The 14,591-nt window shown below is 46.3% G+C and carries 12 protein-coding genes; 5 read left to right on the plus strand and 7 right to left on the minus strand.

Translation table 11 applies throughout. The annotated features are described in order from the left end of the window. The first annotated feature begins 355 nt into the window (after positions 1-355). Positions 356-1,363 (plus strand): IS110 family RNA-guided transposase, encoded by a 1,008-nt coding sequence (locus DVG78_RS16910; protein ID WP_114462241.1) that lies wholly within the window; start codon positions 356-358, stop codon positions 1,361-1,363. Positions 1,364-1,716: 353 nt separating this feature from the next. On the opposite strand, the gene DVG78_RS16915 is transcribed toward DVG78_RS16910, so the two are convergent. Both DVG78_RS16915 and DVG78_RS16920 read right to left on the minus strand, forming a co-directional pair. After that, positions 1,717-2,058 carry a type II toxin-antitoxin system PemK/MazF family toxin gene (locus DVG78_RS16915; RefSeq protein ID WP_114462242.1) on the minus strand — a complete coding sequence of 114 codons (342 nt, stop codon included), beginning with the start codon at positions 2,056-2,058 and terminating at the stop codon, positions 1,717-1,719. Further along, on the minus strand, positions 2,039-2,473 hold the full coding sequence (locus tag DVG78_RS16920) for a hypothetical protein (RefSeq protein WP_114462243.1): 435 nt from the start codon (positions 2,471-2,473) through the stop codon (positions 2,039-2,041). Before DVG78_RS16920 ends, DVG78_RS16915 begins: the two co-directional genes overlap by 20 nt. A gap of 462 nt (positions 2,474-2,935) precedes the next feature. Here DVG78_RS16920 and DVG78_RS16925 point away from each other — a divergent pair, with 462 nt between their 5' ends. Beyond that, positions 2,936-3,178: a hypothetical protein gene (locus DVG78_RS16925; protein WP_114462244.1), complete on the plus strand. Its 243-nt coding sequence runs from the start codon at positions 2,936-2,938 to the stop codon at positions 3,176-3,178. A gap of 16 nt (positions 3,179-3,194) precedes the next feature. Here DVG78_RS16925 and DVG78_RS16930 read toward each other — a convergent pair whose 3' ends face one another. From DVG78_RS16930 to DVG78_RS16950, 5 genes are all read right to left on the minus strand, one after another. Then, the gene (locus DVG78_RS16930) at positions 3,195-3,812 is read right to left on the minus strand and encodes a hypothetical protein (protein ID WP_147277101.1); all 618 of its coding nucleotides are present in this window, start codon (positions 3,810-3,812) and stop codon (positions 3,195-3,197) included. A 367-nt stretch (positions 3,813-4,179) separates the two neighbouring features. Further along, positions 4,180-5,280 (minus strand): BamA/TamA family outer membrane protein, encoded by a 1,101-nt coding sequence (locus DVG78_RS16935; protein WP_374755722.1) that lies wholly within the window; start codon positions 5,278-5,280, stop codon positions 4,180-4,182. Between the two features lie 152 nt (positions 5,281-5,432). Beyond that, a complete protein-coding gene (locus tag DVG78_RS16940) occupies positions 5,433-6,191 on the minus strand; it encodes an oxygenase MpaB family protein (protein WP_114462246.1) in 759 nt (252 codons plus the stop codon). A 462-nt stretch (positions 6,192-6,653) separates the two neighbouring features. Beyond that, a complete protein-coding gene (locus DVG78_RS16945) occupies positions 6,654-8,033 on the minus strand; it encodes a sensor histidine kinase (protein WP_114462247.1) in 1,380 nt (459 codons plus the stop codon). Beyond that, positions 8,030-8,707, minus strand: coding sequence for a response regulator transcription factor (locus DVG78_RS16950; RefSeq protein ID WP_114462248.1), 678 nt, complete (start codon positions 8,705-8,707; stop codon positions 8,030-8,032). Before DVG78_RS16950 ends, DVG78_RS16945 begins: the two co-directional genes overlap by 4 nt. Before the next feature lie 174 nt (positions 8,708-8,881). Between DVG78_RS16950 and DVG78_RS16955 the strand changes: the two genes are divergently transcribed. Genes DVG78_RS16955 through DVG78_RS16965 form a run of 3 tightly spaced genes read left to right on the plus strand, consistent with a single transcriptional unit; the run spans position 8,882 to position 14,581 of the window. After that, positions 8,882-10,261 carry a TolC family protein gene (locus DVG78_RS16955; protein ID WP_114462249.1) on the plus strand — a complete coding sequence of 460 codons (1,380 nt, stop codon included), beginning with the start codon at positions 8,882-8,884 and terminating at the stop codon, positions 10,259-10,261. A gap of 25 nt (positions 10,262-10,286) precedes the next feature. Beyond that, positions 10,287-13,490 (plus strand): efflux RND transporter permease subunit, encoded by a 3,204-nt coding sequence (locus DVG78_RS16960; RefSeq protein ID WP_114462250.1) that lies wholly within the window; start codon positions 10,287-10,289, stop codon positions 13,488-13,490. Further along, complete coding sequence (locus DVG78_RS16965; protein WP_114462251.1) at positions 13,487-14,581, plus strand: efflux RND transporter periplasmic adaptor subunit; 1,095 nt, start codon at positions 13,487-13,489, stop codon at positions 14,579-14,581. The genes DVG78_RS16960 and DVG78_RS16965 overlap by 4 nt, the downstream gene beginning before the upstream one ends. Positions 14,582-14,591 lie beyond the last annotated feature (10 nt).

Genomic DNA, 14,591 nt, shown 5'->3' on the forward strand with positions numbered 1-14,591 from the left:
TTAGCGAGTACTCGCGGTAATTGAGCACGCGAAATGACCCAGTGACGGTTCATAGCCGTGGCTTGCTGTAATGCCGGAAAATGATGGACCATATGCCGATGGAGTCCGGATAATTTTCCGCACGGGCCTTTAGATTTGTTTTGTAATATTATTCCAAGAAATTGGGATAACTTGAGTAAGCAAATTGGGCTGGCACATCCTATCGCTCGGCAGAGTTAGAGGCTCATGGGCCGATTCAGAGGCCAGCCCTCGCTGCTTGCCAAAACTCAAATAGAAATGAGGGTTCTTAGACCCATTAGCAAGGTATTGAGTACAAAGACAGGCAATTGGTTTCACCCTAAAATTAATCAATGTCATGGAAATTCGCTACTACATTGGTATTGACGTTTCAAAAGCTACATTAGATTGGGCAGTTTTTGATGGTAAAACTACTGTTCTACAAACACAGTCGCCTAACTCCGAGAAAGGTATCAAAACAGTTCTAAGACTTCTAAAAGAGCTGCCTGATTTTTCAGTGCAATTCAGTATTATTTGCCTGGAACATACCGGTATTTACAATGCGGTAGTTCTTCAACAATTAGTTGCCGCTTCTTTTCCTGTTTGGTTAGAATCTTCTCTGCAAATCAAGCAGGCAGGTGGCTTACAGCGAGGAAAATCTGACCAAATTGATGCTCAACGCATTGCAGAATATGCTTTTCGTTTTCGTGATTGCATTCGTATTTGGCAACCACCTCGCCAACTTTTGAAGGATTTAACCAACTTGAGTGCATTGCGCCAAAGACTCTTGCTGGTTCGTTCTCAACTTCAACAGCCTATTGATGAACAGGCTGGTTTTGTCGAGGCCAAGCAGCACAAAGAGTTAATCAAATACTGTCGAGCCTCTCTCAAATCCATTAATTCTGATTTAGAAAAGGTCAATCAACAGATGGCCAAGCTGATAGAAAATGATCAACATTTGAAAGAACTTTTTACTCTGATGACATCCATTCCAGGGGTTGGCAGTGCAACCGCCACCGAAGTTATTTTAGCCACCGATGAATTTAAAGCAATTACTGACCCTAAAAAATTAGCCTGCCATGCAGGGGTAGCTCCTTTCGAGCATCGTTCGGGGACCAGTGTCCGAGGAAAAACTCGAGTAAGTCAACATGCTCGAAAAAGGTTGAAATCACTTTTTCATTTGGCGGCTATGTCAGCAATTCGCTCAAAAGGTGAAATAAAGGATTACTATGTGCGAAAAGTTGCCGAGGGGAAAAACAAAATGTTGGTTTTAAATGCTGTTCGTAATAAAATTATACACCGTATTTATGCTGTTGTTCGACGCGGGGAAAAATATGACAAAAATTATATAAACACGCTTGCATAAACCATAGAAATCGGCCCCGCGTCCCGCCCGCAACATAGGGCTAATACTAACCCTGTCAGTACCAGTGCCAACGAGTGTTTTTTGCCACGATTATCCCTCTCATCAAGGTCGGTCGAATTGGATAAACACTCAAAAAATAGTGTAACTTTGGATGGGCAAGTCGCAGTAACCATAGTTTTGTAGTTTAGTCACCACAAAAATACGGCAATCTTCTACTTGCCTTTTTTTATGAGAAAGCCCTGCTTTTTAGTGGGTTTTTAGTAAAACCTCATTTCCAGCCTAATTAGGGGGTATTTTACGGGAACCGACGTATAGATAAACTAATATAAGGAGCGCGAAGCGGGGAGCATGAACTAGCCTTGACCAAAAACTACTTCGTTGATTTTATCAATAATCAACTTTAATGATTCGGCTTTGATACTACCAAAACGTTTGATAATATCATAATCGTTCAATTGAATAATAAGTTGGCATTTGGCGTAAGAAGTGGTATCGGTAGGGTAGTTGAAATCATTGGGTACGAGCGTTACCATGAAATCAGGGTTGTGCTGTTTGGTAGAAAGCATGACAGCATAATAGATACCTTCGGCTTCATAAAGGTCATTTGTAGAAATGACAACGGCAGGGTGAGGCTTAAATTGACCGTTTGGCAAATGGAAATGAACAAACACAACATCACGCTGATTCACCTTCATACAATTTTTGGGCTATAAGTGTACGGCTTCGGATGCGAGAAGCGGCTTTGATAATTTCTGATTCGCGGTCGTCAGGAGTAGGCAACTCCCCCTTAGCTACTTTTTCCAACAGCATTCCCCACGGTGAAAGTTCATAATGAAGCTTTGCGTAACGTTCGTATAGACCTTGTGGTAATGCCGCTATCATTTCGGGATGGTCGGCCAAAACTTTTAACATTCGGTGGGAAATTGTCAAAAGGTTATGGTAAGCTTCGGCATCATTTGGGGTTATGGTGTCGGGGTCAAACTCAACTTTGAAATTACCCATTTCATCAATCACCTGCTTCATGCTATCGGAATGTAAGAACTCCAAAAGGTTAAGCAACGTTTGAACGCTGAAACTGGTAAAATGGCTGAATAAATCGCGCTGGCTCATACCTTAGAATTAAGAATATACTTAAAATTAATGGTATAAAGTTAATACTAATATTGCAATGAGTAGTAAATAATGATATAATTGGTACTCTATAGCACTGTCTTTAAGCTCTGTGATAGCTGAAGTAACGCCTTTTGGATAGTTTCTCAACTTATCGTTAAGTTCCTCAAAATGCGGATTTTTACGGTCAAAAACGGCTTTTTTTTGGTGTCTTCTATGTAAGAATCTATGTAAGTTTATGATTTTCTATTGTAATACATTGACTATCAAATAGTTAATAATTTTCTCTCTCTGCTGGAAGGCATTATTAATGAGGCCACTGCTTTTGTAAAGCAGTGGTTTTCTGCATTTTAAGGGTTTGATACTCACCCTTTAACTTCACGGTTACGTCTGCGATTACGTCTTGGTTCCGCAGTTACGTCAGTTTTTTGGCCTTCTTTTTGCTCCCTTCAACGAAGTGGCGTGGCTGAAACCACACACTTTATGTTCAATTTTAAGCAAATGTTTGTTTTATTCTGGTTTCGTAAAAGCGATGTAGTTACTGAAAAACTAAAAAGAAAAGAAAATCCTGACTATGACACTTTGGGTGGAGTATGCTGCCGGGTAACCATTGATACGCAAGTAGTTGAGATAGGCAGTGTACATATAAATATAAGAAGGTCAATGTGGGATGAAAAAGCTCAGCAAGCCTCCAGATCGGAGTAGTAATCTCACAACCCGCTTATTGGTTTGATCCAATAAAAGCGGAAAAACGAGAAGGTTGAATGCGAAGCGTATCGGGAGAAGTAGAATCCTTCGTTTTAGCAACACGTATAAAAGTCATCATAAATTCACCTTCTACATAACCTGTAGCTTTATCTACCTTTGTTACCCTAATATGTTGCTGCTCACTGGGAAGAATGTGGTACGTATCTTTGCCAGTGTCAAATTCACTTGTAAAAAATATAGCCTGCGGAATCGTATCAGGACGGCAGGGAGGTTTATAAACCTCTGCAAATTTATATTCTCCTGTTCTTATGGGAATTGCACCAAGATAAATATTCTCAAAGGGATACTTTTTGTACTCGTCCACGTCATAAAAATGGGAAATTGACAATGTAAAGTAATTTTTGTAGAGTGTATCCAATGGCGCCATCCAGCAGGAAGCACAAACGGTACGTGTGGCTACAACAACCCCGTTAGATAAAGTTTGATTCCAAGGTTTGCCATCCATGATAATTTGAGAAAAATTGCGGGGTATAGGTTCCGGGTCTTCTTCCTTCTCTTTTTTGCACCCCACCAGACAAAGAACACAGACCCAACTCAGCACAAATGTCGAGGTTGTTTTAGAAGGTTTCATGGTATTATTTTTCAATGATTTTTTTTCTGTTTTACAGAAGTAAGCCGCTGATGGCTCCTCTGTACGGTCATGGGTTAAATAATGAACCCCGTTTGGGTACTTTTTAGTACTCAAAGTCGTATAATTTCCCTTTGAATATCTATCTTAATCAGGGTACGGGCGGCTCCCCTTGAAGTCCTCCATGATTTCGTGCTTAATGGCCGACTCAAAGACAGCGTAAGTGGTTTTTGCGATTTCGTGGTTGGTCATGTGTTGTAATAGGTACCACTGTATCGGCCCGATTGCGGCCGGGCTATTCTAAGTGACCTGTTGAAAGATTCGTCCGCTCGTTGGTCTGGCTGTGTGGTTTTCGTTTTCTCACTTTACATCAGAACGCTTCGCCCGTAAACAAATAAAAGTTGGGGCCGTCTTCTGAGAAACCTACGTCTAATCGGAGATAAATATCTCGCCTTGGGAAAAGCAAATAACGTAGTCCGACGCCAGCAGTAGGGCGGATGTATTGGGTAGAGAATTCGCTGATTTTGGGGGCTACAACGGCCGCTCCCGCAAAAGCAGCGGCCCCAAATCGCTTGCTAAAACCGAAGGGCAACCAGCGATGCTCCACCTGAGCGGCTATCATGTTTTTATCGCGGTAACGGCCTGAATAATAGCCCCGCATGATCATTTCTCCACCCATCAATGCGAGTTGGTTGAAAGGAATATTGCCCCCGTAAAAATTACCAGATACCTGCCAAGCCAGCACATTGCGTGGGCTGGTAGGATGGTAAGAGCGCACATCCAGATTGACCCCGTGAAATGTATATTCACTGCCAATGCGCGGATGGTATTTAAGGAACGAGAGTTCACCAAAAAAACCTTTTCTTACATTCAGTACATTGTGACGGTTGTCGTACACCAAGGCTGCTCCCAGACCCACATTAATGGTTCCGTTGGTGCCTAGAGGTTTTTCGTAGAGATGATCTTTGGGTTGTTTAAACGCCGTGTTGTAGAGCTGCTGATAGTCGATTTCGGGCCCGATAAAAAGATTGGGAATGATTTTTCTTAAAACCCTTTGTCGGAATAAAAGATAGTTGGCGTCGATCAATGCGGGCTCTTTCGCAGAAGGCGAGGGCCCAATGCCATAGTAGAGAAGCGGAAATTTCTGGAAGCGCATTCGGCCCAGCAAAAACCAATTGTCTTGGTCTCCGTAAATGGCATTATCGACCCATAAGCCATATTGCCCTTTCATCGTGACAAAGCCAAACGCTTGCACTTCACTTAGCCGGTTGAGGGTATCATTTTTGGCTTGGAAAAGCAGGAGTGAAGATACCCCAAACTCAAAGCTGGTTTCGGGCGCGTAAGCCAGTGTAGGATAAAACCGATAACTGGGTTTGCCGGGAGCGGTAGTGTCTGATATTGTTTTTTTTATAAAACTTTTGAACCGACTATCCTGCCCCAACAGGGGAGCGGTCAATCCAAAAAAGCTCATCAAAAAAAGCAGAAATATTCGCTGCAACATCAACATAGTATCAATCATAGTGTAGATATAAACCCAACTGAAATAAAACCGTTCCTGTAATTTGGCATTTAGTTGAATTAACGTCCACTTTGTCGAAGATGTTTTAATATTACAGCTTGATATTACACAACATCCAAGGCGGCAATTTGTGGCTTGTAAGCCTCGGGCAAAATTGCATTTTTGAGATAGTGCTCTACTTTGAGCAACCTTAGGAGTTTATAAGTGCCAATCGCCGACGCAAAAATGGGGAATTTTCCGAGCCGAAGAAGCCTGTTTACCCTTGGGGGAACGACCAAAACTTGTGCTTGTTTAAGCAAAAAAAATCGAAATACACCTAAATGTTTTTTGTACTGTCGGTAAAGATCAAGGGTGAAATGACTTGATAATAAGTTCTCCTGAATGTGCTCCTCGCGCATTTGTTGCCAATCATCAAAGTAGGTGGGCAAGCCTTTAATGCCCATTCTTGCCCCTACGCGGTAAAATACCGCAAATACCTCTTCTTTTTCTGGTTGGGTTAATTTTCGTTCCAATAACTCAAACGACCGGATGGAATAATCGATGAGCATAAAAAGGACGTCGCGGTAGGCCCAATCGGGGATTTGAGCGCCTCTTTTCTGCTCAACGCCCTGATGAATCGCTGCGATTTTGTCAATCGCAAAAAGGGCTTCGTTGTACTCCGAAAAAACGATTTGGCGGGCGTACGAAACGGTCGAAAATAAACGGCCCAACGGGTCGGAGGGGAGCTTGCCCGTGAAGTAAAGCCAATCTACGGCTTTGTTTAACGCAAACTCGGCCGAGGCGCCCGCAAAGATAAACAGGATTGTGTCGGCTTTGCCCCAGATTTTCCGGACGATAGAATCAGGCGCTGCAAAGTATTCCATGTGATGAAATTGGTTTTGTTTTCTACAATCAGAACAAAGAGGGTAAATGAAAAATTATAAATAAAAAGTACTTTTGTTTACAAAGTAAAATAAAAGTATTCATTTTGTCAAAGGATGAATATAAAAGCCTCCTTTTTATCTTTATGGCAATATTGAGGGGCGTATTTTGAGCGATAAATTCACCCGCCAATAGGTTAGTTTCGCAGGCGAATAGGTAGGTTTCACCGGTGAATAGGTAGGATTCACGGCTTTTAGGGATAAAAATGAATAAAAATTTATGTTACTTTGCTACCGTAGTCTAAAGAATACAGCAACAAGTGTGTTCCTGTATTCTATAGTCAACTCAATGTTATGAAAGATAAAGTGAGCCGTGAAAGCGGTTTTTGAAGATTTATTCAAGTAGGGTAAAGTTGTTGCATGACCCGTTCTCTTTGAGAGCGGGTCATGTTTTTTTTGAAACCACTACCAAGTATCTTCTATTGAAATAGCTGGCAAACGGACCGAAACGGTTGTGCCTTCATTGGGAACAGATTGGATATTGAGCACACCCCGATGAATGGTAATGATTTTTTCGGCCAAGGTCAGGCCTAGCCCAAAGCCTTTTATCGTTCCTACATTCTCAGCCCGCATCATGGGCAAAAATACCTCAGAAAGCCGGGCGTTGGGAATGCCGATACCTTGGTCAATGATGTCAATAATGACCCAGAATGGTTGGCAGGTGATGACTGCTTGTACGGGCTTAAAATCAGAGTATTTACAGGCGTTGTCAATAATATTAATCAAAGCGGTGCGCAGCAAACTGTTGTTGCCGACCACCTTAATGCGTGGGCTGCTTTCGATAAATACTTCGGTCAATTGCAAATCAATTTGTTGATGGGGGTACTTTTCTTGAAAATAGCCCACGGTGTCCAAAATCGTATCTACCAAATTGACGTCTTCCATGAGTCGATTAGGATTCAGACCTTCCACCTCCGTGAGGTGCAGGAGCGAATTGGCCAACTCAATGGCGTCTTCTAGTCGGAGTAGTGCTTTTTCCATGCTCTCGCGGGTAGCTTCGGGGGTTTGGTCGTAGGCGAGGCCCGTTTCCAACATTCCCTTTACGACCGTCAGCGGCGTCCGGATTTCGTGGGAAGCATACCCAATAAAGTGCTCATGGCTGACGGCCAATTTTTGTAGTCGACTCAACAGTTGATTGAATGAGCCCGCCAAATAACTTGCTTCGTCGGGTTCGGCTTTATAAGATAGGCGAAATGAAAAATCGTTGACGGTAGCGGTATTTATCTGACTGATTAAGCGGTCAAACGGCTGCATGGCCCGCCGGGCAAACAAAAAACCCGCCAATATAATCACCGCTAATGATATAATGTTGCCGCCCAAAAGAATGGCAAATAAGTTAGTACTGGTCTGGTGCCCGTTGAGGTCATAAGCCGTTACGACGACCACATAATTTCGGTTTTGGTAATTGAAAGACAGCGCTACGCCTTCTTTGGGGGAGGGCCATTCGGGTATTTTGTAGGTAAAATACATCTCTTGACGGCGCGCTTCCCGGAGCAGGTCTTTGGTCGGGACATAGTCATGTGGACCATTGGAAGAATAAATGAGATTGTTTTCTACGTCAAAAATCATTTCTTTTTGCTCGGGCAAAATAAGAAAGCTGAACCGGTGAAACTCGCTGCGGTTCAGAAAATAGGTTTGGGCCGAGAGCGCACGGCGTTGCAGGCGGGTGCGCATCATCGAACGGCGGTACGATTCGTAGGCTTCAAAAATAAATAAAGAAAACAGCAGGAGTATCGTGGCTACCAACAACCCAAACGCAATCGTTACTTTTTCTTTGATGCTCATGGCTCGGCCCCAATCATGTATCCAACCCCAAAAACGGTATGCACGAGTTTGGGCTCTACGGTGTCTATTTTTCGACGCAAGTAATTGATGTACACGTCTACTACATTGGTGTTGGTATTAAAATGTACATCCCACACATTTTCTTGAATGCTCACTCGGCTCACCACGCGCCCCTGATTTACCAACAGGTACTCAAGCAAGGCGTACTCACGGGCGGTCAGCGTAACGCGCTGACCTGCCCGCCAAACCTGATGCGATTGCGTGTCTAGTTCCAAGTCCAACAGGGTCAGCCGTTTGGGAAGTAGCGGGCGGGAAGAATGTCGCCTTGCAAGGGCTTTTAGTCTGAATACCAGTTCTTTGAAGGCAAAAGGTTTGGTAAGGTAATCATCGGCTCCCGATTCAAACCCCAGTACTTTGTTGTCTAAACTCCCCAGCGCCGTTAATAATATCACGGGAATGGCGGGCCAGTTTTGTTTGATAAAACGGCACAAATCGTACCCATTGAGGCCCGGAATATTTACATCCAGCACCACCACATCATAGCTATGCTCATTGACCAAACTGCGACCAATAATGCCGTCGTAGGCCATCGAAACGGGAATGCCCTCCGACTGTAAACCCTTCTGAATGAACTGGGCCAGTTCAACATCATCTTCTACCAATAATACATTCATAACACCCTAAAAACACTTTTGAATGGCTAATTCTACCACTAAAGTAACCATTAAACGGCTTGATTTGGGTTTCTAATCAAATTCTAATAAATCACTAATGAGTCTTTAATGAGCGTGGTGCTTATTTTGAAGGGTGAAACGACACCTCCACCCATTTCTTAATTTATTGCACAAATGATGTTTTTTGCCCGTCGTAATTTTGCATTGGTTGCCTTGATTTTAGTGAGTCATACGTGTTTGTTTTCGCAGGTATTGACGATGGAAAGAGCCATTGAAGCAACCTTTTCCAATTATCCGACGCTGGCAGCGCAACGCTCGGCGTTGGAGGCGATTCGGGCAAACGCCCGGGTGGTGCGCGACAATCGCCTGCCCAACGTTCGTCTCCACGACCAGATTGATGTCGGAACGGCCAACGGCCATTCGGGTTCGTATTTTTCGTTGGGGTTAATTGTGCCAACTTCGGGCGGCAGGCGGACCGAAAACCGTATGGATTTGGCTTCGGGCAATATTGCGCTGGCCTCTATGGACTGGGAAGTGTATAATTTCGGGCGTTTTAAGGCCGAAGACCAGCTTGCCCGCACCGATATTGCCGTGGGAGAATCTGCGCTAGAACGTGAAAAATTTGGACTGCGCCAACTCGTCATTACGACCTATTTGGATTTACTTCGGCTGCATCAACTCTTGAAAATTGAGCAGGGAAACATTGCCCGCGTGGATACCGTTCGTCGAATCACCGTTAACTTGGTGCGTAACGGCATCAAACCGGGGCTCGATTCGTCGCTGGTTTCGGTGCAGTTTTCTAAGGCTAAACTCGGCTATTGGCAGGTGTTGGAAGATTATCGGCAGGCCGCCAATCAACTCGCCACGCTCACGGGACGTCCCGTTGAGCAAATGCAAATCGATACCACTTTTCAGTCGGCATCGGTGGGGCTGTCTCCCCTTTATTCGGAGCCTACCAACGACCACCCACTGCTAAAATACCGTGATTATTTGGCAAAATACCGCTCGGCAGAAATTGACGTGATTCGTAAAGCTGCCCTGCCGAGGGTGTCGCTACTGACGGCGACTTGGGCGCGGGGTTCTAGCATTAACGTTGAAAATAACTACGGGCCTTTGGGCAACGGGCTGCTTTATAGCCGGACCAACGTACTGGTTGGGGCGGCAATGACCGTCAACTTGACCGATTTTCGTCGTTCAGCCCATCGAATTCAGTTGCAACAGTTTCGGGTAAAAGAAGCGACCAATCAACTGGCGGCGGAGCAGCTGCAACTTAAAAATACCCTCAATGCTTCGGAGGCGATGCTTTCCGTTTTACAACTCGAACTAAAGGAACTACCCCTTTCATTGCAGTCGGCAACTGCGGCTTATAACCAACGGCTTTCGCGGTACCACAATGGGTTGGAAAATATTTTGGGGTTAACGGATGCCCTGCAACTGCTTACTTCGGTGGAAAAAGACGTTGTAACTACCCAAAGCCGCGTTCTTCGGGTGCAGCTCCAAAAAGCCTCCGCCACCAATAATTTCGAGGCATTTTTCGCCCTTTTTCGTCGGTAGTACCCCTTAACCACCCATTGTATTTATGTCGCTCTTGTCCACATCGTTAAAACGTCCGCTTTCGGCTTTGGTGCTGATTGGTGGGCTTGTCGTGTTCTCAATTTTATCGGCTACCAAAATTCCGATTGATATATTTCCCAGGCTAAATTCCCCCGTTATTTATGTCATTGAGCCTTACGGCGGGATGTCACCCGCGCAGATGGAAGGTTTTTTTGCGACCAGAATGCAGGATCAGTTTCTGTACATTTCGGGTGTCAAAGAAATTCAGAGCCGTAGCGTACAGGGGCTTACCATTGTAAAACTGGCTTTTTATGAAGGGTCCGACATGGCGCAGGCCGCCGCCGAAGTGGCGATTCAGGTCAACCGGGCCATGAAATTTTTTCCGCCAGGGGCGTTGCCGCCGCAAGTGGTGCGCTACGATGCCTCCTCGGTGCCCATTGGTGATTTGGTTTTTAGTAGCAAAACACGCGCGCTCAAGGAGATTCACGAACTGGCTGTTACGCGTATTCGACCGTTGTTTTCGACCATTCCGGGACTGACGGCCCCGCCGCCGATTGGAACCAACTCGCGGACGGTTGTGATTAATCTTGACCCCGACAAAATCCGGAGTCTGAACGTATCGCCCGATGAAGTGGTCGAGGCTTTGGCGGCCAACAACGTCATGACACCATCGGGGAATATTCGCGTCGAAAACCGGACCTACATTACCACCCTCAATTCCCTCGAAGAAAAAGTCGAAGATTTTAATCAGATTTCCATCAACACCAAGGCGCACCGCACCATTTTTCTGCGCGATTTGGCGACGGTCTCCGACGGTTCCGACGTGACGGCAGGCTACGCCTTGGTCAACGGTAACCGTTCTTCTTATATTCCAGTGGTCAAAACGGCCGACGCTTCAACTTGGGATGTGGTGACGCGGCTGAAGGCAAAATTGCCCGAAATGCGCAGCCTCCTTCCGGATGACATTGAGGTTTCGTATGAGTTTGACCAATCCATTTTTGTGATTAACGCGGTCAAAAGTCTGATTTTTGAAGGGGCACTTGGAGCTATTTTAACGGGTCTGATGGTGTTGCTTTTCTTGGGCGATTGGCGTAGCTCTTTGATTGTGATCATCACGATTCCGGTCTCGATTATTGCGGCGGTACTCCTGCTGAATTTGGCGGGACAAACCATCAACATCATGACGTTGTCGGGGCTGTCGTTGGCCATCGGTATTCTGGTGGATCAGGCTACGGTGACCATTGAAAATATTCACCAACATTTGGAAATGGGGAAACCCAAAAAACTGGCTGTGTACGATGCCTGTCGGGAGGTTGCTTTGCCGCTTTTGCTGATTTTATTGTGTATTCTGGCCGTTTTTGCTCCTTCGTTTTTGATGTCAGGTGTACCGAAAGCCATGTTTTTACCGTTGTCGCTTTCCATTGGATTTGCCATGACTGTCTCTTATTTTTTGGCCCAAAGTCTGGTGCCGATTCTGGCCAATCGCCTCATGAAAAGCCACGCTCATGTTCCTGACCACAAAGTGAATGTAAAACAAAAGACGTCGTATTTTGAATGGATGCGCGACGGATTTGTGCAGCAAACTAGCCGACTGATGCGGCGCAATAGGTTGATTGTCAGTGTATATCTTTTGGTTATTTTTGTTTTGGCGGGCGTTGGATTTGTCTACATCGGTAAAGACATCTTACCCCAGATTAATTCTGGACAGATGGTAATTCGGATGAAAACCCCCGACGGAACCCGCCTCGAACGTACTGAAGAAAAGGTAAAAGAGCTTCTGAGTTTGGTTGATGAAGTGGCCGAAGGGAATCTGGCCGTTTCGTCGGCTTACGTGGGCGTGGTACCTACCAACTATGCTACCACCAACCTGTACGTCAGTACGAGTGGCTCCAACGATGCGGTGATTAAAGTGGCCTTGGCAAAAGAATACCACGCCAATATGCAGGATTTTAAAGAACGCTTGCGTGAGGTGGTTAAAGGACAGATGCCCGGCATCACGCTTTCCTTTGAACCCGCCGACCTGACCGAAAAACTCATGAGTCAGGGCGCATATACCCCCATCGAAGTACAGGTGGCTGGGCGAGACATGAACCAAATTGAAGGCTACGCTAATCAACTCATGGATGGTTTGGCGGAGGTGCCTTTTTTGCGGGATGTGCGGATCATTCAGCCCCTCAAGTTTCCGGTCATCAATATCAAACTCGACCGCCAAAAACTTGCTATGATGGGACTCAACATTCAGCAAGTCGCCCGGTCCATCACGGCGTCAACGTCTTCGAGTCGATTTACCGAAAAAAATCAGTGGCTGGATCAAAAATCGGCGTACACGTACCAAGTGCAGGTGCAGATTCCTGAATATGCCATGCGGAGCTTGCCCCAATTGCAGGAAATTCCGTTGGTGGCGGGTCAGGTACGCCCCGTGCTGTCGGATGTGGCAACGTTTTCGATGGATACCCTGCCGGGAGAATACGCCCGTACGGGACCACGACGGTTTGTGACGGTTTCGGCCAATATTCACCACACCGATTTGGGAGCCGCAACCACGGCCGTAGAGAAGGTAGTGGCGGGCCTGGGCGAAACGCCCAAGGGCCTTGTTACACAAATCAAAGGGATGTCGTCGTTGCTAGTCGAAACCCTCGACAGTTTGCAGGTGGGGTTGGCTATTGCGGTGTTGGTTATCTTTCTGCTGTTGGCTGCCAACTACCAATCGTTTAAGCTATCATTTGTGGTGTTGTCCACCATTCCAGCGGTGATTGTCGGGGCGATTGGCTTGCTGTTGTTGACGGGCAGTACGCTCAATTTACAATCTTACATGGGGATTATTATGTCGGTTGGGATTTCGGTCGCCAACGCCATTTTGATTGTGACCAATGCCGAGGAGCTTCGGTGGGAGTACCGCGACGCCCGCAAAGCCGCCGTCGAAAGTGTAGGAATCCGCCTGCGCCCAGTGCTGATGACGAGTTTTGCCATGATTGCGGGCATGGTGCCGATGGCCCTTGGTACGGGCGATGCGGGCGAGCAGGTGGCTCCGTTGGGGCGGGCCGTGATTGGGGGCTTGATTGCGTCAACGATTGCGGCTTTGTACATCGTTCCGCAGGTATATGCTTGGTTGCAAGGGAGTACCGACTTCCAAAACCCCTCCCTTTTGCCCGAAGAGGAGCCTGTCACACATCCCATTTTTGAAGAAGAATCCCTTGAAATCCATCATTTAGTTCATAAAGAAATATGAAAACAATCGTATTCAGCGGTCTGGCCGCGCTGGTCGTTTCGGTCACCCTGACGGGCTGTTCTTCTTCGGAGACGGCCGAAAAGAAGACCCAAAAAAAACAAGCCGACCGACCTAAATTCCAAATTGGTAAAGCCATTCCGCAAAAAGTGGGGCAGACGTTTCGACTTCCGGGTGAGTTTAAGGCTTTTCAGGAGGTAAATATTTATCCCAAGGCCGACGGATTTGTGGAACAGGTGTTGGTTGACCGGGGTTCTTTTGTGAAAAAAGGCCAAATACTCATGGTCTTGGATTCGCCCGAATCAGAAGAGAGGCTTGCGGTAGCCCGCTCCAATGCCCTGAAAGCCAATGCGCTACTGGTGGCGAGTCGGGAGCATTACCGCCGCCTGAGGGCCAGTAGCAGAGTGCCGGGGTCGGTCTCGGCGCTAGATTTGGAAACGGCCAACGCCCGCATGATGGCCGACAGTGCGTCGATGCTGGGTGAGGAAGCCAACTTTCGGGCACTGACCAAAATCAAATCCTACCTGACTGTTCGGGCGCCGTTTGATGGCGTGATTACGGAGCGAAATGTTCATCCGGGTGCACTGGTTGGGGCGGGCGCTAAAATGGAACGTCCTATGATGGTGTTGCAACAACAAAATCACTTGCGGCTCGTGCTGGATATACCCGAAAATTACAGTACAACGCTAAAGCACGGAAAAACGGTTTCGTTTACGGTTGGTGCGTTACCTGGTCAGGTATTTAAAGGAAAAATTACGCGTCGTTCAGGAAACATGAACGAGCAATTTCGCTCCGAAACCGTTGAAATAGACATAGCAAATGCCGCTGGAAAGTTTAAGCCGGGCATGTTTGCTGAAATAATTCTGGACTCAGAAGGCACCACTGGTGCCTTGGCGGTGCCGCTTACGTCGGTGGTGGCCTCGACGGAGCGACAGTACGTGATTCGTGTGATTGACGGCCGGGCGCAGTACGTCGATGTACGGCGTGGTCAGCAATCAGGAGATTTGACGGAAGTATTCGGCAACTTGCGGGCCAATGACCAAATTGTCATCAATGCCCGCGAAGACCTGAAAGAAGGAACGGAGATTCAATAGTTACACGAGG

The sequence above is a fragment of the Runella aurantiaca genome (assembly GCF_003339505.1).
Classification (GTDB): domain Bacteria; phylum Bacteroidota; class Bacteroidia; order Cytophagales; family Spirosomataceae; genus Runella; species Runella aurantiaca.